The sequence below is a fragment of the Collibacillus ludicampi genome, from assembly GCF_023705585.1.
GTDB lineage: Bacteria > Bacillota > Bacilli > Tumebacillales > BOQE01 > Collibacillus > Collibacillus ludicampi.
Window position 1 is genome coordinate 2337544 of the sequence record NZ_BOQE01000001.1, and the last position, 20329, is coordinate 2357872.

Below are 20329 nucleotides of genomic sequence, written 5' to 3' on the forward strand. Positions count from 1 at the left end.
GTTAGCCTCTGCTCATTTTGTTTGTAATCACGCTTTAAAAAGAAACCGTTTCCACTTGAGGTTCCACATGAAAAAGAACATTTCCCCTCATGGCATTGGAAACCATGCAGTTGATTTCCGCATCTTTCGCCAGAGCAAGCGCAAGCCCCGATTGCTCGTTAGTCGGATTTTGAAGAATGATTTTCGGCCGATGAATAATGCGGTCATAACGGAGAACCGGATCGACCACGGCAATTCCTTCCGACTCCAGATGGATCGTTTGTACGGGCAGATTTCTCTTTTTCAACAAGATTCCTAATGTAATGAGGTAGCAACTGGCGGCTGCAGAAAGCAACAATTCTTCTGGATTCGTACCTTCACCCGGGCCTCTCATGTTTGCAGGGATAGAGATCGTTGACGAAAAACCGGTTGTTTGAATCGAGCCAGTGCCTTCACGTCCTCCCTGCCAAGTACCTTGAAGTGTAAAATGATGTTCGCTCATCGTAAACATCCTTCCGTTAATTTGTCTGCTTTTTATTGTACATGAATTAGGAAAATTGAAAAAGTACTTGACCTTAAGATTCGCTTTACGGTTACGTCCCGGAAAACGGATGTCAGGACGCAAGAATTGATATCAGTGCTTGAGATATTCTGCTTTATTTGAAGGAGAGACCAGGAATGATCCGCTTGTTGCGCGCAATCAAGATACGGTACCGATGGAATTATATTCGGGTGTTTTAGGTAGATTTGAAAGGACTAAATTTTCGGAGTAGGATGGGGGGATTGACTTTATGGAGTATCAAGGTAAAACACTTCTCTGCTAAGAATTAATTAATAAAGGGGAAAACACAGACATTGAATAATTATTATCTTAAGAAGTTTAATATCAGATAAGGGAGCACGAATTATGGATGACAATCATTTTTTATGGAAATTGTTCAAAATTTGGCTTTTAATCCCAAGGAGCATCCGTAGGGCTGTTTTGTGGTCATTCATACTTGGATGTTCATATTTGGGATGGATAAAACTAATAGGGAAATTATCCCTTAATAATGACCAGTAGCGAAACCGTGAAAATAAATCGCTGCTTTCAAGAAGGGGCTTGGGCGGGTGTATCTTTTTGCGCTTGGGTTCGATGAACGTCCAGCGGTCATTTACTTTGCGTTCATGCTCCGGGGAGATCGTCTCAGTGGGTATATGCTTTGCGCTCATGTTCCGTGAATGTCGTCTCGCATGGAAATATAATCAAATGCTGCGAGACGACATTCAAAGTCGCTATTACGCGCAAAGTATATACCCCATACCAAAAAGGAAGCGAGACGATCTCCAAAGTCGCTATCTCACACAAAGTATCGGACCACTTAACGGTTGGAAACGGAGCGATCTTCCACTCACCTCTGCGCTGCAGAGCGATACACCCAACCAAAAGCCACTTCGTGTCTGGTGGAAGACTCAAACTTTCTTTCCGCACAAGAAACTTTTCATCCTCTGATGGTGCCTTTTGCGGCATGAGTAACTATCATTAATACGGCTATACAGCAGAACAGTTTTTTAGCAATCGCGCAATGTTTCGGGCAGCAAGGAATAAATAGTGTTCCGCATTCTCCATCGCTTCTTCCAGGCTTATGGGTGCATGAACGATGGAATGGCAACTGATGAAATCTTCATACAGCGCTTCAAACCCTTTTCCCAATCCTCCCGAAAGCAGGAGAGTTTTGGCATTATATTTTTTTGCCAGTTTCGCAACATACGAAGGGACTTTGCCGTACAGTGTTTGAAAATCGCTTTGTCCTTCTCCTGTGATCACCCAGTCGGCTTGCCGGATTCTTTCCTCCAAGCTGGTCGCTTTGGCGATGACATGCGATCCTGAAACGATGGTTCCCCCAAGTACGAGCAAAGCGAAACCGAGTCCTCCTGCTGCACCGCTTCCCGGTATCTTTTGAAAACTGCGGTTGAGATTAGCTTCGATGAGCGTAGCGTATTTTTGCAAAGCGAGATCCAGGATTTTGATTTGCTCTTCAGTAGCTCCTTTCTGCCGCCCGAAGACGTAGGAAGATCCATTCGGACCGCATAATGGATTTTGTACATCGCTGGCGATCAGGATCTCACAATCAAAAATCCTTGGATCAATCGTACTGAGATCAACGGAAGCGACACTTAACAATGCGGCTCCGCACGTATCTGTAATCAGATTTCCTTCCTCATCCCAAAAACGTCCTCCCAATGCCTGCAGCATCCCCATGCCCCCGTCGTTTGTGGCACTGCCTCCGATTCCAGTGATAAATTTTTTGTATCCCCGATCGAGAGCATGCAGCAACAGTTCGCCAACCCCATAAGTGGTCGTGTTCATCGGGTTTCTTTTTTCTCTCGGAACCATGGGGAGCCCTGCCACATTGGCCATTTCAATCAAGATGGTTTCATCATCTCCCAGGATACCGTAGGATGTCTGGACACGCTCACCGAGAGGCCCGGTGGCCATTACTTTCACTTCTTTTCCTCCGGTTGCAAAAAGTAACGTTTCAAGTGTCCCTTCACCGCCATCCGCCATGGGAACCACCTCGATTTTCGCGTCGGGGATCTCCGATAAGAACGCATCGCGAATGGTAAGACCGACTTTCGTTGCCGATAAACTTCCTTTAAACGAATCGGGAGCAATGACGATGTTCATAAGTGCCTCCTGTATAAATTGTAGCGTTTGTTTAACCAGCCTTTCTTAAATATCAATTAGTCAAGTATTTTCATATCCCTTCTCAGAAAAAATTTTTAAAGAAGATTCCATAAATTTATAAACTGATATCTTTTTTTATTTGGCAATGAATATATTGACAAATATACTATATATTATAATATAAAAATTAAATACTATCTGGATAGTATTTAATTTTACATTCGGAGAAATTGTTGGGTGTACACCTTTTTTAAATCAATGCATTTGTTAATTTCAATAATAAAATGTAGTGTTTTGTTTTTACAATGTGGGGGGATTTAGATGAAGAAGAAAAAAGCTCTCTTGAAAGCATTCACTGTACCTATATTTGTTTCGGCTTTTTCTTTCACTTCTTTAGCTTCCGCCAATCAAAGCGATACGAATGTGCAAATAACCCAAGAACAAAAAGATGAGTGGAAGAAGAATCATAATATTCCCAAGACGCCACTTCCGCAAGACCCTAGAGGTCCTATTCCCAACTTTCAATCTCTCGCTGAATATGAACAATGGGCCAAGACCCATCCCGATATAAGCGTGAAAAGTCAAATCAATACTGTATCTGCGCAATCACAGAAAAAATTTCCGATGTCTTCACTTAGTGATGGTGACCTAGTATTCGGTGCAAAGCCGTATGATCTTTCGAGCGGTAGCAGTATTCCATATGGCTACTTCCGTCACGCCGGAATGTATGTGAATGATAGAGGTAAATTCATATCTGCAATGCCTGGGAAAGGCGTGCGATGGGAAACTGTAGACTGGTGGGAGACAAACTATGCCGATGTATCGCTGAACTGGGTTCCATCTACTACATCTTCTCAAAGAACATCGGTTGTACAAAATGCATCCTATCATATTGGAGAACCCTATGACTGGGGGACTAATAAATATAAAACGAACAAATGGTATTGCTCCAAATTGCCTTGGTTTGAATATAATAAATGGGCCCAAATTGACCTTGATTCTAATGGAGGATATTGGGTTACACCTGATGACATTTATAACTCAAACTATGTCAAACAATATTGGAGAGGATGAGCAATAACAAATAAGGGGGGAGTTTTCCTCCCTTATTTGTTGAAAAAGGGGGAATAAAGGAATGAGGAGACTATGGCGTATTTATTTAATATTTCTACTAATGGGGATCGTCCTTATTGGCTGTTCAAATTCAAAAACACCAATAAACTCGAATACGACTCTAGATCCAGACAAGATATTGATCAGCGATGGTCATAAAGTAGAAGTATTCGACCTTAGTAATGATCATCATATCACATGTTTGTGGCGGAATCATTTTGCAGGATGTGGCGGCAACGATTTATACACAAAAACTGAGTAAATATACCGAGCTTGATATGGAGAAGCGGGCATGTTAGGCTGGCTCATTGCCAAAGGTGTCCCGTACTGGCCCTATGAACCTGTTACATGCCCGTAGAGGCTCCATGTCAAGCGACCTTCATTGTTTGCATAAGCATCCATGTGGCGGTATATTTTGTGGCCGCCATACTCTGTATTTCTCGACCGCCAAAAACATCACATCCATAAACAACAAAATTTCTCTGGAAAGCTTAAATTATGATAAAAGCCGTAAACAAATTGTTTGTACAGGGTATTCGCCCGAATCCGGATTTTCTGGATTACTTATTTTTAATGGAAATCATACAGAAAGAGATGAAATAAAAGAATCTAGTTTTTCCCCAATTCAACTTTATCAATATGAAAATACTTATTTAATGAACTCAGCTCAAGTACTGAGTGACGGGCAGTCGTATTTAACTGAGTTGGGTTTCTATGATACAAATCAAAAGAAAATAATAAAAACGGTACGTATTCCCGGGGGGGTGGAATATATTTCGGGAAACGGGCCGAAAGCGTATGTATCCAGCTATCAGTTTCCAAATAAGGGTCAAGATAGTATACTAAAAAAATCCAATATTTATGAATTTGATCTTGTTACAAAGGAATATCGAAAAATATTTTCAGAAGATCAAGATTATGTCCCTTTCTCGGTTGAGTATCATGATGGTTACTTATATGGGGTGTATCAAAGTGCGCTGAATGTACCGAAGGATGCACCACAGAATCTTTTTGTAAAAATTGACCTTAAAACAGGAAACATTGTTAAGAAAGTACAATTATCGGAGTATGCGAGGGATCTCGTCTTTTCTGCAGACGGAAACTATGCATACGTAACACACTTTTACGGATTGTTTCAGGACATAACCATGAAAAATCCGATCACCCGAATCGATCTACATACATTCGAAGCGAAAGATTACCCCGGTGACTATCGTGCAGTGTCCATTCTCGAACAAAACGGAAAGCTCTGCATCGGAGACGATTTAACCTCTAAATTAACAGTACTTAACGAACAAACATTAGAGGTCGAAAAAACGATTCAACTCGATATCGCTCCAATATTTTTGGCGAACGAATCCCGCAGCGGGAAGGAGCATGTGCAGTAATTTCGTTTTCACCTGTCATCCAATGAAGATAAACCACTTGTTCTCTCATTCCTTTGTTTTTCCATCAAAGGAATGAGAGAACGATTGTACCCTTGACGTAATAAAAGGAAGGGGATCAGGTTTAAGTATCATCCGCTCCGATGTTAATGAGAACGATGAAATGATGCTATAGTCTTGGTTTGACGGTAAGAACATCGGGCGTATCTGACCTGCTTTACTATGTTCCAGACGTACCGCGCGGGAGATAACATCCGTAAAGGGATTGCCTATCTAAATTTAAACGGTACAATTTTTTAGGCAATGCAGTGATAAATTTAGGGAATATTGGTACATCCCATCATGCAGTAGAGGAGCTTTCCATAATGAGGGCAATTCCGAATACAATTTCTGAAAATCCAATGCCCGGTTAAACTATAAGATGACAAAATACCCAATCCCAGTAGTTTACACAGGGCAAGAATCATTCGATATTGACATTCCAAGTGAATCGGGCACTTGTAAAACTTATCAAAATCAACTGGCAGAACGCGTGAACGCAATGTAACAGTTTTCCCCGTGCATGCATATTTCATGTATGCGCGGGGAAAAGTACTTGTATCATCCAGTACCACACAAGACACAAAAGCAGGAATTTGATGTTTGATCGAGAAATAATCATACGACATATGTCGAACAAATGTGTTCATAAAAGCTCACGAGCTAATTGGTTTTTTATCGTATCTACAGACGATTAAAAAAGTTTTTCGGGGAGCCTTGAGATGACCGATTCTTCATTTTCGAGTCTATCCCCCTTTTTGAAACAAATTAGTAATCCTCGAAAAAATCACTTATTCATACCGCGGACAGAATTCATGCATCCCGCACCTCGCTTGAGTTTTACCCTCGTCTGCGAATGCGGTAACATTGATGACCCGAGTAACTAGGGGACTGAAAGGTCCGTTACGATCCTTGAGGCCGGTGTATTGCATGAGTAACATTGATGACCCGAGTAACTAGGGGACTGAAAGAAAAAGGTACAACACCTTTTGGACAGCGGCTTTTTTGAGTAACATTGATGACCCGAGTAACTAGGGGACTGAAAGATGAGCAGATATGAAACATGAATTGTGAATTATAACAGTAACATTGATGACCCGAGTAACTAGGGGACTGAAAGTGTCTTTTTCTCGTAATTGGTCAGATTGACTTTGGGGTCGTAACATTAATGACCCGAGTAACTAATGACTAAAAGCCTATACATTACTGTTCAGAGAATTTAAAGATTTAAACTTGAAAATAAAGAATCAGACTGAGGGCAAGGTTTATTTGAACAAAAGGTAAATTTGCACAATTGTTGAAATCTTACAATAGATCGCGTTTTTTGGATCGGGGGAGAAATGATGCAGAAAGAATTTGAAATTATTAATGGAATCAAAAGCTTTATCCGTTCAGATGAAATAAACGGGAATAACAAAAAGTATTAAAAGATGTACGATAAGATTGCTCCTTTTTATAATTTCTCGAACAAAATATACTTTTGGTTGAAGTTTGGCGGGGAGGCTAACTATCGTAATCAGTTTTTAAGTGAATTGGAAGTAAAAGAAGGGGATAAAGTATTAGAAGTCTCTTGTGGTACGGGTGATAACTTTCCTTTTCTACCCAAAAACGTTGAATTGCATGGTTTAGATATTTCAATGGGTATGTTAAAACGTTGTCAAAAACATTTGAAAAAATGGGGAATTGATGCTTCTCTTTATCATGCTTCTGCCGAGGAACTACCTTTTGACAATGCGACGTTTGATGTGGTCTATCATGTAGGAGGGATTAACTTTTTTAATAACAAGAAACAAGCGATAGAAGAAATGATTAGGGTGGCAAAAAAGGGAACAAAGATTGTGATTGTCGATGAAACGGAAAAATTAGCAAAAGGGACTTATGAAAAAACACCGTTAGTAGGCCGTAGCATCAAAAATCGAGATACGATTCATATCCCAATTGACCTTATTCCGGAAGGAATGCAAGACATTCGAGTGAAAGAGGTATGCGATGGACTCATGTACTGTTTAAGTTTTAGAATTCCTTATGAAAAAATTTAAAGTTTTGGCTCTTTGAAACTATAGTATACATGTTTTCAAATATTGAATTTGAAACTTTAACAGTGAGTCGTCTTGGATTGCCGGATCTTATCCAAAAGATTTTAATCATCCAACCTCATTGTATCTACCCATATCACATTGTGATGGATGTCGAACCGCCGAATCGGGCGGTTATTTGTTTACGGTGTACAGACGGCCTCTTTCTCTATGGGCTTCTTCTCCATCTGCAACTTGGTAACGATTTCAGGCAATCGCTCTTTCGTATAATGATATCCTACCTCTACACAATGGACGGATTGGCGGAATGAAAGCGCACCGACTTGACCGACATCCGGGTGCAAGACGATGTCGGCATGTTTATGTTCCCGTTTCATTTGTTGGTAAAGATTCAAATTGATCACATGAAACAAAATGGACAGACTCGATTGAAACCGATTCTCTCTGTTTTCCACAAACGGGGTGATCGTATCCACCGTGATGACGTGAGTGGCTCCGAGATTTTTAACGATCTGTACCGGACAGTTACAGCTGATTCCCCCGTCGACGAGTAGATAGGAACCATACGGCACCGGTTGAAAGATGAATGGAATCGAGAAACTGGCTTGTACGGCTGTCGCGATCGGTATGTCATGGAGACAGGTTTGATGGGGTAAAGCATAGGGTGTGCAAACGACCGCTTCCCCGTTTTTCAGATCGGTGGCGATGATCCCGCAGGGAATGCGAAAACGGGAAACGGAAGCGCCGTCCGTCAATTCCTCGATCCATCCGTGAAGCCGTTTTCCCTTGATCCAACCATTCCATGTACTCTTTCGCAAGAACAAACGGGAGAAAAATGAAAAGAAATCATAGTCCAAATTTCTCCAAGTTAATTGTGGAAGCAAATTGCATAGTTCTGCAGGAGTATAACCATAACCGTACAAGGCAGCCACTACGGCGCCTGAGCTCGCTCCAGCGATATGAGTGATTTCAATGCCTGCTTCTTCTAAAGCCTGAATCACTCCGATCGCCGCAAACCCCGATACGCCTCCACCTGCGAGCGCAAGACCTGTCTTCATGGGTACCTCCTTTTTTATCTTTCTAGTTTATAGACTCTTCCTTCATCTCTCGATGCTAAGTATAATGAAAAGAATATGATAGAGGTGAGGGGTGCTAGATGGAGACATTTCGTGAATATCTCGAACACCACATCGTGATTGGCGACGGCGCGATGGCGACATTGTTGTATCAACACGGGATTCCAGTAAATTCTTGTTATGAACATTTGAACGTCACGCGTCCCGATGTTGTGCAACAGATTCACCGATCGTATTTGGATGCGGGAGCAACGCTTCTGACGACGAATACGTTCGGCGCGCATCGCGACAAACTGAGCCGTTACGGTCTTACGGATCAGTTGGATGCGATCAATCGGCACGGTGTTCGTCTGGCTAGGGAAGTTGCACAGGGACGCGCTTATGTGGTAGGGAGTATCGGACCGATCCGTGCGGGCCGTCAAATGTATATGGATGAAGAGACGCTTCGCAAACAGTTTTCTGAACAGGCAACAGCACTTCTTACGGAAAATCCGGACGGATTGATCCTCGAAACCTTTTTGGAAGCGGAAGAACTGTTCATCGCGTTGGATGTGATACGTCCCTTAACCGATATTCCGATGATCTGTCAACTGAGCATTCAGGAACGAGACACGACCCTGGACGGATACCGACTTGACGAAGCATTTCGCCATCTCATGGACGCAGGAGCGGATGTCATCGGTTTAAATTGTCGAGTAGGTCCTTATGGGATACTCCGAGCGCTTGAACAGGTGCATGTATCTGAAGATGCGATCCTGTCCGCTTTTCCAAATGCAGGTTTGCCCGAACTTGTCGATGGTGAGTATGTATATCAATCCACTCCGGAGTATTTCGGTGACAGCGCGCGTATATTCCAGAAAAACGGCGTGCGTGTGATTGGTGGTTGTTGCGGAACCACGCCTGCACACATCTCCGCAATTGCCAAGGCGGTGGGGGGATTAACCCCGGCACCTATTGTACCGTCTGTGCAGCAACAAAAGGAGACTTCGACCATCATTGTGGAAGAACCTCCTACTGAGGAAACGCTCGTCGATCTGGTCAAAAAACGCCATACGGTGATCGTCGAATTGGATCCTCCCAAAGATTTGAATATCGAGCCATTTATAGAAGGAGCCAAAGCACTGAAGCAAGCGGGAGCCGATGCTATAACATTGGCCGATAATTCGCTGGCAACCACCAGAATGAGCAACATGGCTCTCGGAAGACTTATCAAGGAACAGATACAGATCCGACCTCTCTTGCATATGGCGTGCCGGGACAGAAACCTGATCGGCCAACAATCCCATTTGATGGGACTTTATGCATTGGGACTGGATCATGTGCTTGCGGTAACCGGCGATCCATCGCGTTTCGGCGATACCCCGGGGGCAAGTTCCGTTTTTGATCATACTTCGTTTGATCTGATTCGCATGATTAAACAATTGAATGAAGGCATCTCTTATTCCGGCAAACCGTTGCAACGAAAAGCGAATTTTGTTGTAGGTGCCGCTTTTAACCCAAACGTCCGCCATCTGGATGCCGCAATCAGACGGCTGGAGAAAAAGGTTGAGGCCGGTGCGGATTTTATCATGACACAACCCGTCTATGATATGAACTTAATTGAGGAGATCTATCAAGCGACCAAGCATCTCCCGATTCCGATCTTCATTGGTATTATGCCGCTCGTCAGTGCACGCAATGCAGAGTTTTTGCATAACGAAGTGCCAGGGATCTCTCTGCCTCTCGAGGTACGTCAGCGCATGGCCGCTTATGAGGGGGAACGTGCACGGGAGGAAGGGATCGCTATCGCTTCCGAGTTATTGGAACAAGGGATGCGATTTTTCCATGGTATCTATTTAATGACTCCCTTCATGCGTTATGAGATGACGGTGGAACTTTGCAAACGGGCGGTTGAAAGAGCATATGCGGCTGAAAAAATGTAGGGCAAGACAACGTATTTGTTAAAAACATCAAGGAGTACGTGATTATAAGTATATGGCAACATGATTATGATTTCTCCTATATTCATATAATTTTGGATATAGGAGATTTTTATTTTGGACAAACACAATTTATATAATTTTTACAAATCTTTAATAAGGCGATCACATTTCTGCTGTGAAGCAGGAGTATACTCATCTGCAGCTACATAGGTAGAGGTGGACAATGTGAGTAGTATCATGTGGAATGGGTTTCGTGATTTCGCCTGGAAATTGTTCAATCATATAACGGATGATTTGCATTTGGGTGTCATCTATATAGATTTAATGGGATTCAGCCAATTGGAACGCACCTATGGCATGTCTTCTGCGCAAAAGATCCTGCAACTGACCAGACATCATCTGCAACAAGTGACTGGAGTGTTTGCCGAACGAAACGGGTTGAAGGCTTCTTCCTATTATGTTTGGGATGATTGTTTCGCTGTTCTTCTTACCTGTTCACAAGCGGGAAGATTGTCCGCGCTTTCTCATCTGGCTGCAAAAATTGTATACGAACTGGAACAAGAATTGGCGAAACGGAAAAGGGAACTTCCAATTGTTCAGGAACTTTGTTTTCGCGTGGGGATACAAGTGTTTCAACGAGGGGAAGAAGAAGACCTGGAACAAGTCTCCTTACGCTTTTATGAAGCATTTGTACGAGCCTCGCGTCAGGCGAAACAAGCGGCCGGCGCTGTTCCTTATTTTGACATAATCGAGTTTGAGCAGATCTTACAGGAGAAGTCAGTCACCTCTCTGTTTCAGCCGATCGTGGATTTGAAAGATGGCACGGTTTTTGGTTGGGAGGCTCTTTCCCGTGGGCCGGAGGGCAGTCGTCTACATTCACCCGCCCGTCTTTTTGCTACGGCTGAAAAGTTAGGGCAGTTATTTGTCCTAGAGCGGATTTGCCGTGAATCGGGAATCAAGTCTTTTGGCAAGGAAATCAATAAAAATCCGCTGTTTCCCCCTGATGACAGGCCTCACCTATTTATAAACGTGCATCCTCAAACGATTCATGATCCTAACTTTATCTCTGGACAAACGATGAAGATGGTACAACGGAACGGTCTTCAGCCTTCACAAATCGTTATCGAGATCACGGAACATCAGGCGATTCAGGACTATCCGACTTTTCTGGAGTCGATCAACCATTACCGTCAACAAGGGTACCGGATCGCTATTGATGATACAGGTGCGGGGTATGCCGGTTTGCAGACGATCGTTGAATTGATGCCTGATTTCATCAAGCTGGATATGCATCTGGTACGCCATGTGGATAGGGACGAGAGAAAGCGGATCATGGGAGAGACCATCGTGAATTTGGCCAATAAACTGGGGGCACAGGTTATTGCAGAGGGGATTGAGACGCCTGAAGAACTGGAGATGATGAAATCGTTGGGAGCCCACTATGGACAAGGGTATCTCTGGGGGAAACCGGATTCGGTCATTGATCCGTTTTGTGCTTGGACAAGCCCAGCTGTTCGTCTGGAAAGGTGCTCTTTGTTTCAGTCTTTAAAGGAATATCATTTGTAACATTGCGTTGGAGAAAGGTTTCAATAAAGGGGAATCAGAGGGGGAGGGTATATGAAGGGGATCCATACATCACGCGTTTGTGTGATCTGCATTTGCAACCGGGCTATACCGTCCATGCGGATGAACGGGTTGAAAATCTTATGCAAATGATCAAATCGCAAAAGTCAACTCATCATACATTTGTCGTGATGGAAAGATCTCGTCCCGTGGGTATTATTCGCAGCAGTGACATGTTTCGCATCCTGGGGACACGATACGGGGTCGCTCTGAATTATAAGAAACGTTTGCGTGAAGTGATGGATCCGGATTTTCTTGTCGTAGATGGGTCAACACCGGTTGAAGATGCATCCAGAAAAGCATTGGCACGGTCTTATAAGTCGATCTACGACGACATCGTTGTTACAAATGAAGGGAACTATGCAGGTGTATTGCCCGTTTATGTTTTGTTTACATTTATGACCGAATGGAAAGTGCGGGAAGCCGCCCAAAGTAATCCGTTGACTGGTCTCCCCGGAAATGAACGGATCAGGGAAGTACTGGATCGTAAGATAAAAAGTCTAAAACCTTTCACGATGATTTATACCGATATTGATCATTTTAAGTCGTATAATGATGTATACGGCTTTAAAAACGGGGATGATGTATTGAAATGGATCAGTGGACTTTTACAAGAACCTTCTGTCCCTGATCTTTTTGTTGGACATATTGGCGGGGATGATTTTATTACCTGTCTTTTGCCCGATGAACCCATCTCCTACTGCCAGCATGTCATCAGTCGTTTCGAACATGGCAAAAGCACATTTTACACAGAGGAAGATGCGGCGAGGGGGGTTCTCGTATCTCTCGATCGTGATCACCAATTGAAAAAATTCCCGTTGATTTCCTTGTCGATGGCGATTGTTGATATCCATCCCTCGGAACGTATGAATGTCGATGAAGTTTCAGTAATGGCTGCTGGAATCAAGAAACGGGCCAAACAGATACAAGGTAGTATTTATTATCGGGAATGCTTGAACGATTGCTTTTCAGAAAAGAAGACAAGATAAAAAAGCGTAGCCAAAAAGAAAGAAAAAAATTCCAAAATCGTTGATGGAGGCGTATGTGGCAGGTTAGGGATGGAATAGGTGATTGTACGATGCGAGATTCGAGGAAGTTTGATACGATAATAAAAAAGTCAAGGGATGGATAGCATCGTTTAGGGATACAGTCAGCCACCTGTGATGGGTGGTTTTTGTTTTGTGTGTGGGTGGATCGTTCCCACCTGCGCACGTTTTTATAGTCTGTATATCCATTTATACCTGACTGAATTTGCGTAATTATGCTCAGTTATGGATACAAATGTAGCATTGGTGATAGTCCCTTTTCCTCTGTGTTCATAAGTGCTTTTACAGGCGATTAGGGTTCAATGAGATATATTTTTGATCAATATCAAACTTTTTTACCTATTGAAATATCAGAAAATATCAAATATAATCATGAATGAGCATAATCAATCAGAAATGACGGCAAGTGGGTGAATGATTTGAGTAATGTTTTGTTTGGCGAAGAAAGAAAGATGATGATTCTTAAATACATACAACAGCACTCGAGAGCATCCGTTCAGGAACTGAGTCGGGTTCTTAATGTTTCAGAATCGACTGTGCGAAGAGACCTCAAGGAGTTAGAAGATGAAAAAATGCTTCATAGAACCCATGGGGGAGCCGTTTCTCTTCAGGGTGTAAATTTTGAGCCCACTTTTATGGAAAAGGGCGTTAAGTATCAGAGAGAAAAGGTAGCCATTGCAAAAAAAGCTGCGGAGTTAATTGATGATGGGGATACCATTTTGTTGGATTCCGGTACTACAACGTTTCATCTACTTTCCGAGCTTCATAGATTTTCCGAGCTTACAATTGTTACAAATTGTCCGTTGTTTGTTGAATATATCCAAGATCGCCCTACTATAGAATTGATTGTAGTTGGAGGAATATATAGGAGGGGGACGGCGGCATTAGTGGGTCCCATTACCGAGCAGTTGATTCGCTCTGTCAAAGTGGACAAAGCTTTTATCGGAATGAATGGTATAGATTTGCATGATGGTTTAACAACCCCCAATATTATGGAAGCGTCCACAAAAAGGCAAATGATCAAATCTGCCAAACAGGTAATTCTATTAACTGATCATAGTAAGGTAGGAAAAGTATCGTTCGCTAAGGTTGCCGAAATCAGTGATATTGATATATGTGTTATCGATAACGGAGTGCCTCTAGAATTTGTTAAAGGACTGGAGGAACAAGGTGTAGAGGTCCATGTAGTCGATCCGTAGTTCCGCCGAATTTTCTAATTAGGACCTACTTTCATGATAAACACAAAGATAACTTGAAAGGGGGGATGTCATCGAGTGCTGAATGCGCTTGTGATTTGTATGGTTTCTGATTCATCTTGAGAATTGGCATCAAATAGACGTTTAGTAAGAGTGAGCGATTGAGGTGAGTGAAGGTTCCGTTAACCGTGTATGAAAAGAAAATCCATATGTATTTTTCTAAAATTTAACTCGTGAACAAAATACGAATCAATCGGAGGGAAATGAAATGAAAAAAGGAAGCAAAATGATTGCTTGTTTAGCAATGGGCTTGACAGTATTCGCATTATCGGCTTGCGGAAGTAGCGGAACGCAACAAGTTTCAAACGGAAGTGGGGGCTCATCTGAAGGACAGACCGCGAAGAAGATTAAAATTGGCTTAACGGTCGGCACCCTAAGCAACCCGTTCTTTGTCTCTATGGGAAAAGGGGCGGAAGAGGCAGCCAAGAAATACAATGCCGAAGTGTATACAGTGAGTGCGGATTACGACTTAGCCAAACAAACGTCACAGATCGAAGATTTTATCACCAAAAAAGTGGATCTCATTCTCCTCAATGCCGTTGATTCCAAGGGAATTGCCGGAGCTGTACAGGAAGCAAAAGCTGCCCACATCCCAATAATTGCCCTTGATGTAGCGGCTGAAGGCGGTGTAGATGCTACCGTTACTTCTGATAATGTACAGGCGGGGAAAATTGTGGGTGAATATCTGGTCAAACGATTAAACGGAAAAGGGAACATTGCGATTCTTGACGGTCCTCCTGTAAGCGCTGTCACCGATCGTATACAAGGTTTTGAAGAAGCGATTAAAGGAACGGGAATCAATGTTGTGGCCAAACAGAATGGAGAAGGAAACAAGGAAAAGGCATTAAGTGTGATGGAGAACATTCTGCAAGCCAAGCAAAAAGGACAACTGGATGCCGTGTTTGCCATTAACGACCCGGAGGGACTCGGGGCTAAAATTGCTGCTGAACAAGCCGGACGTGATAAAGATTTGTTTATTGTGGGAGTGGATGGATCTCCCCAGGCTACGGATGCGTTAAAAGAAAAAAAGAGCTTTGCTGCAACGGCTGCTCAACATCCGGATGAAATGGTGAAGACGGCGGTAGATCTTGGGGTGAAAATTATTAAAGGAGAAAAAGTGGATCCGGTGGTGAAGGTACCCGTTGAATTAGTTACCCAAGATAATGTCAACAGCTACAGAGGTTGGTAAGCGGGAAGGGATCATGACAACTTTCCAGAAGGAGGGGAGAAAGTCCATGCAACAACAAGTGGAGCATAAGGAGCTTGACCATTCAACGGTTATTCTTCGAATGGAAGGGATCAGCAAGCAATTTCCCGGTGTGAAAGCCCTTGAACGCGTACAGCTTACTTTGCATCGAGGGGAAGTACATGCCCTTATGGGGGAAAATGGGGCGGGTAAATCCACGCTCATGAAAATTTTATGCGGTGTTCATCGGCCGGATGAGGGGACGATTCTATACAAGGGTAAACCTGTCGTTTGGACAAACCCGCTGGAAGCCAGAGAAAATGGAATCAGCGTTATTCATCAGGAACTAAATCTATCTCCCAATTTGACCATCGGAGAAAATATCTTTATGGGAAGCAAGCTGCCTCGCAATCGATTGGGGATGGTGAAATGGAATGAAATTTTTGAAAGTGCCGCTAAGATTTTAAAGTCCATTGGCTCAGATCTGGATCCGCGTGCATCGGTATCAACATTGAGTGTAGCTCAACAGCAGATGGTCGAAATTGCCCGTGCCCTCTCTTTTCATGCCGAAGTATTGATCATGGATGAACCGACGGCGGCGTTAACAGATAAGGAAATTGATAAACTCTTCTCGATCATAAAAAATCTCAAAGAAAAGGGAGTTGCGATTATCTATATTTCCCATCGGATGGATGAAATATTTAAAATCTCCGATCGTTGTACGGTTTTTCGGGATGGAAACTGGGTGGCGAGCATGCCGATTCGGGAAACAAATCCTGAGCACTTAGTACAGTTGATGGTGGGTAGAGAATTGAAGGATCTTTTTCAGCGGCCGAAGGAGACGAGTGTAAACCTTAAGGGGAAGACACCCGTCCTTGAGGTAAAGGGACTCACGGACAAGAAAATACTCAAAAATGTAAATCTGAAAGTGTATCCCGGAGAAATCGTCGGGGTTGCCGGCCTCGTTGGAGCAGGAAGGTCGGAATTGGTTCGAGCGATTTTTGGAGTTTCAGAGCTTATTCAAGGGGAGATCAGGATAGAGGGAAAAAAGGTTGCGATCACTTCCCCCATTCACGCGATTGCGCAAGGTATCGCTTTAGTTCCTGAAAGTCGAAAAGAGCAAGGTTTATTTTTGGATCTGTCGGTAAAAGAAAATCTTTTGATGGCTGTGCTCCAAAACTATCGGAAATCGGGGGTCTTGCAGTGGAAGAAAATCGATCAAGGAGCGGAGGGGTATATTCAAAAATTGGGGATCAAAGTATCTTCACCTGATCAAAAAGTGGTCAACCTGAGTGGCGGGAATCAACAGAAGGTCGTTCTCGCTCGTTGGTTATCGATCCAACCCAAAGTTCTGATGCTCGATGAACCTACACGCGGAGTAGATGTGGGGGCAAAGACGGAGATTCATAAAATCATCCATGAATTGTCCCAAACCGGTCTTGGTGTTCTGGTTATTTCGTCGGAACTTCCCGAAATTCTGGCCGTGAGTGATCGAATCCTTGTCATGCATGAGGGAAGGATTAAGGCTGAATTATCAAGCAAGGAAGCAACACAAGAAAAGATTATGTACTATGCAACGGGGGGAAAGGCATGAGAACAAGAATACAAGCTTCGAACCGAGTTGAATTCAGGTGGAGTACAGGTAGTTTGAAAACGTTATGGAACCGTTTAGGGATGTTCTTGATCTTAGCTCTTCTTTGTATCGTTCTCTCTTTTCTTTCCCACAACTTTTTAGAAACGACCAATCTTTTAAACGTGTTAAAACAAATCTCCATTATTGCCATTTTGGCCGCTGGGATGACGTTCATTATTCTTACGGGAGGGATTGATCTCTCCGTAGGATCGACGTTGGCCTTATCCGGGGTGATTTCAGTCATGCTAATTGGGAAAGGGGTGAATTCAGTTCTCGGACTATTGATAGGAATGGGCGTGGGAATTATGGTCGGAGTCCTGAATGGATTCTTAACGGCAAAAACCAAACTACCCCCTTTTATCGTCACATTAGGGAGTTACACGTATGTTCGCGGATTGGCCTATGTCATTAGCGGAGGATATCCGATTGTATTGAATTCGCAATTTATTAAATTTTTGGGATCAGGGAATATCGCAGGGATTCCAACGCCGATTTACATAATGATCCTGATCTACGGAATTTCCTATTTTGTCTTGAAATACACGATGTTTGGACGTCACGTATATGCGATTGGCGGAAACGAAGAGGCAGCCAGATTAACGGGCATTAAAGTGGAAAGAACGCTCATCTGTGTATATGCGATCAGTGGGTTGCTATCCGGTCTGGCGGGCGTGGTCTTAGCGGGACGTTTATTTTCCGGACAGCCGACAGCCGGAATCGGTTTTGAATTGGATGCCATCGCAGCGGTTATCTTAGGCGGTACGAGTTTTACCGGTGGAGTCGGAACCATTCAAGGAACGATTATTGGGGCACTCATCATGGGAGTATTAAGCAACGGTCTGACCTTATTGGATGTTAGCTATTACTGGCAGTTGGTCGTCAAGGGCGTCGTGATTATTATTGCGGTTCTCCTCGACTATTTACGTAAATAAATCCGGATCTACATGTCTTTCAGGTGATAGTGGGAAATAGTAAAATGTGACGGAGGCAGTCCAGAACTTTATTTTTACGTTCTGGACTGCCCTTTTGCTATGTAGCTACCGATGCCTCGGGCGGCGTATAAGAGGATGAAAAGTTTCATGTGTGGAAAAGAAGTTTGAGGCTGTCACAGATATCGGAATGGCTTTCGGATGTGTTGTATCGCTATACTGCTTACCAACATGAATACATATATCATAAGTTGAAATGAGCAGTTCATAGCCCACTGCCTATCAATCCTCGCATGCGTTTGACTAGTGAACTATGCGAAAGGATGTTGTTTTGTCCCGATTGTTCGTCATGTACCATACGTGCTACACTTGGAAATATGCGATGAGACGGAAGAGGGGTTTATCATGAACATTGGGTATATTTATGCCATTTTGGCGTATACGGCTTGGGGCGTGTTGCCGATTTATTGGAAAGTATTCTCAAGTGTAGGAGCATGGGAGATCTTGTCTCACCGGATTCTTTGGTCCGCTCTATTTGTTTTGGTATTGATCGTATGCAAGAAGAGAGGACGTGAAATCAAACAACTTTTATCAGATAAGAAAAATCGATTCACATTGACGATCAGTTCACTCCTTATCAGCGCAAACTGGGTGACTTATATTTGGGCGGTGAATAACGGATACGTGATTGAAGCAAGTCTCGGTTATTATATAAATCCTCTCGTCAATGTCATGCTCGGTGTTTTGTTTTTACGAGAACGGTTAAAAGGCCTGCAGTGGGGAGCCGTTACGTTAGCAATGATCGGCGTGATGATCCTTACGATAAGCTACGGACACTTTCCATGGATTTCGATTTCCTTGGCCATTTCGTTTGGATTGTATGGACTCGCCAAAAAGAAAGTTCATGTAGATACTACTGTGGGATTAGCGGTTGAAACGTTACTGGTTCTTCCTATTGCTCTCATATACTTGATCGTGTTCGAGCAAGGCGGTCAGGCATGGCACATGTTATCTGGATGGAGACTCTTCGTACTTTGCCTCTCGGGGGTGGCTACAGCCCTACCCTTATTGTGGTTTACGGAGGCCGCGAAGCGTCTGCCATTGTCCGTTTTGGGATTTATTCAATACCTTGCACCGACAATCATGTTAATCCTGGGGGTAGTTGTGTATCATGAACCGTTTACAGACATGGGAATCATCAGTTTTGGTTTCATTTGGAGTGCATTGATCGTTTATACGATTCATTTGACAAAAAACCGGGAAAGCCAAAACAAACGTGCCGTACAAACATGACCTACGAATTGCTACTTTAAGAAATAATGGGGCCGTTTCTGGGCAACTTAGAGTAAAAGCTTCTTTTGTGAGGTGGAATCAAGTGAAGGAGCATGAAGAAAGAGACTATATAACAATTGAAGATGAAGAAGGAAAAGAAAAGGCGTATGCAGTCGAAGCATTATTCGACATGGATGATCGCTCCTATGTACTCCTGTCGTCAGAGCATGAGACCCTTCTTATGCGTGTGGAAGGGAACGGTGGAGATCAATATCTTGTCGGCATCACAGACCCCGTGGAACGAGAATCGATCCTAAATGCCTACGAGATTGCGGTTGATGCCGCACCGGCAGATTAGGATGAAACTTTCTATCTTCAATAACGTTTGAGAGTAAGTTATGAATTTGGTCATTATCAGTATCCTTTCAATTTGAGGGAGCTGACAATGACTTTTTTTGTTTTTATCTTATGTTGCATACATAGAACCTTCTTCCTGAGGTAACCGCTTTTTTGCAATTCCCTTTCTACTCGATTGACCAGGAATCTGTTTCGGTCATCTTTTACCGTCTTCAAACATAGGGTTTGGTTAAGGGAGGCAAGAAAAGGGGGTTCACTCGTGAAGCTGATTCGTCAACGACAGGCTGCACCGATTCTCATCGTTGGAGTTATCTTCCTTGTGGTTGCTCTGTTCTTTTCCGTTCAAGTGTTTCGTGCGCTATTGCCTTTTTATACATGGAACCCGTTTGTGAACATGATCACCATTGGACAAGATGTCATCGGAAAATGGCAATACGGGGGAGTGGACGATCAAGGAAGGATGCAATTTTACAACGGCTTCCAAACGGTGAAAATCCCCGGCACTTCTCCCACTTTTGATGCGGAAGGGAGCTATGTCGTTATCAAGGATCATACGCCGAATACACTCACCATCCAGTATCCGAGGGCGGTGATCCTTCAATGGGTGATCATCTTCATCGCGATCACCGTTTTTTTACTTGGTACGATTAAACTGATTGTTCTAGCGAAGTGGCCGTCTGGAAAAACGGGAATCTCTAGACGAAGATGGAAAAAACGAATGCGTATTCCCATGAGAGTGAGGCGTATGTTTTGGCGGAGATAGAGAAGTAAAAAGATGGAATCTTCTATTTGATCGTTCTTTCTTAGAA

General features: G+C 43.2%; 16 protein-coding genes. 13 read left to right on the forward strand and 3 right to left on the reverse strand.

What is annotated here, in order from left to right; all coding sequences use genetic code 11:
• Positions 1-34 precede the first annotated feature (34 nt).
• Both DNHGIG_RS11825 and DNHGIG_RS11830 read right to left on the reverse strand, forming a co-directional pair.
• On the reverse strand, positions 35-481 hold the full coding sequence (locus tag DNHGIG_RS11825) for an OsmC family protein (protein WP_282199768.1): 447 nt from the start codon (positions 479-481) through the stop codon (positions 35-37).
• Between the two features lie 1029 nt (positions 482-1510).
• Complete coding sequence (locus tag DNHGIG_RS11830) at positions 1511-2647, reverse strand: glycerate kinase (RefSeq protein ID WP_282199769.1); 1137 nt, start codon at positions 2645-2647, stop codon at positions 1511-1513.
• 321 nt (positions 2648-2968) lie between these two features.
• Between DNHGIG_RS11830 and DNHGIG_RS11835 the strand changes: the two genes are divergently transcribed.
• The 3 genes from DNHGIG_RS11835 (at position 2969) to DNHGIG_RS11845 (ending at position 7223) form a co-directional block, all read left to right on the forward strand.
• Positions 2969-3721, forward strand: coding sequence for a YiiX/YebB-like N1pC/P60 family cysteine hydrolase (locus tag DNHGIG_RS11835; protein WP_282199770.1), 753 nt, complete (start codon positions 2969-2971; stop codon positions 3719-3721).
• Positions 3722-4125: 404 nt separating this feature from the next.
• Positions 4126-5148 (forward strand): YncE family protein, encoded by a 1023-nt coding sequence (locus tag DNHGIG_RS11840; RefSeq protein ID WP_282199771.1) that lies wholly within the window; start codon positions 4126-4128, stop codon positions 5146-5148.
• Positions 5149-6614: 1466 nt separating this feature from the next.
• Entirely contained in the window at positions 6615-7223 is a 609-nt protein-coding gene (locus DNHGIG_RS11845; protein WP_282199772.1) for a class I SAM-dependent methyltransferase, read from the forward strand.
• Positions 7224-7402: 179 nt separating this feature from the next.
• Here DNHGIG_RS11845 and DNHGIG_RS11850 read toward each other — a convergent pair whose 3' ends face one another.
• A complete protein-coding gene (locus DNHGIG_RS11850; RefSeq protein ID WP_282199773.1) occupies positions 7403-8278 on the reverse strand; it encodes a patatin-like phospholipase family protein in 876 nt (291 codons plus the stop codon).
• A gap of 98 nt (positions 8279-8376) precedes the next feature.
• On the opposite strand from DNHGIG_RS11850, the gene DNHGIG_RS11855 reads away from it, so the two are divergent.
• From DNHGIG_RS11855 to DNHGIG_RS11900, 10 genes are all read left to right on the forward strand, one after another.
• Positions 8377-10218: a bifunctional homocysteine S-methyltransferase/methylenetetrahydrofolate reductase gene (locus DNHGIG_RS11855; protein WP_282199774.1), complete on the forward strand. Its 1842-nt coding sequence runs from the start codon at positions 8377-8379 to the stop codon at positions 10216-10218.
• A 225-nt stretch (positions 10219-10443) separates the two neighbouring features.
• A complete protein-coding gene (locus DNHGIG_RS11860; RefSeq protein WP_282199775.1) occupies positions 10444-11784 on the forward strand; it encodes an EAL domain-containing protein in 1341 nt (446 codons plus the stop codon).
• Positions 11785-11876: 92 nt separating this feature from the next.
• Positions 11877-12830, forward strand: a complete 954-nt coding sequence (locus tag DNHGIG_RS11865) for a GGDEF domain-containing protein (protein WP_282199776.1) — start codon at positions 11877-11879, stop codon at positions 12828-12830.
• Between the two features lie 467 nt (positions 12831-13297).
• Positions 13298-14086, forward strand: a complete 789-nt coding sequence (locus tag DNHGIG_RS11870; RefSeq protein ID WP_282199777.1) for a DeoR/GlpR family DNA-binding transcription regulator — start codon at positions 13298-13300, stop codon at positions 14084-14086.
• A gap of 265 nt (positions 14087-14351) precedes the next feature.
• Positions 14352-15332: an ABC transporter substrate-binding protein gene (locus DNHGIG_RS11875; RefSeq protein ID WP_282199778.1), complete on the forward strand. Its 981-nt coding sequence runs from the start codon at positions 14352-14354 to the stop codon at positions 15330-15332.
• A gap of 46 nt (positions 15333-15378) precedes the next feature.
• A complete protein-coding gene (locus tag DNHGIG_RS11880) occupies positions 15379-16923 on the forward strand; it encodes a sugar ABC transporter ATP-binding protein (protein WP_282199779.1) in 1545 nt (514 codons plus the stop codon).
• A gap of 80 nt (positions 16924-17003) precedes the next feature.
• Complete coding sequence (locus DNHGIG_RS11885; RefSeq protein ID WP_282201412.1) at positions 17004-17894, forward strand: ABC transporter permease subunit; 891 nt, start codon at positions 17004-17006, stop codon at positions 17892-17894.
• A 402-nt stretch (positions 17895-18296) separates the two neighbouring features.
• Positions 18297-19184 (forward strand): EamA family transporter RarD, encoded by an 888-nt coding sequence (gene rarD, locus DNHGIG_RS11890; RefSeq protein ID WP_282199780.1) that lies wholly within the window; start codon positions 18297-18299, stop codon positions 19182-19184.
• Positions 19185-19266: 82 nt separating this feature from the next.
• Positions 19267-19521, forward strand: a complete 255-nt coding sequence (locus DNHGIG_RS11895; RefSeq protein ID WP_282199781.1) for a DUF1292 domain-containing protein — start codon at positions 19267-19269, stop codon at positions 19519-19521.
• A 258-nt stretch (positions 19522-19779) separates the two neighbouring features.
• A complete protein-coding gene (locus tag DNHGIG_RS11900; RefSeq protein WP_282199782.1) occupies positions 19780-20283 on the forward strand; it encodes a hypothetical protein in 504 nt (167 codons plus the stop codon).
• Positions 20284-20329: the final 46 nt, after the last annotated feature.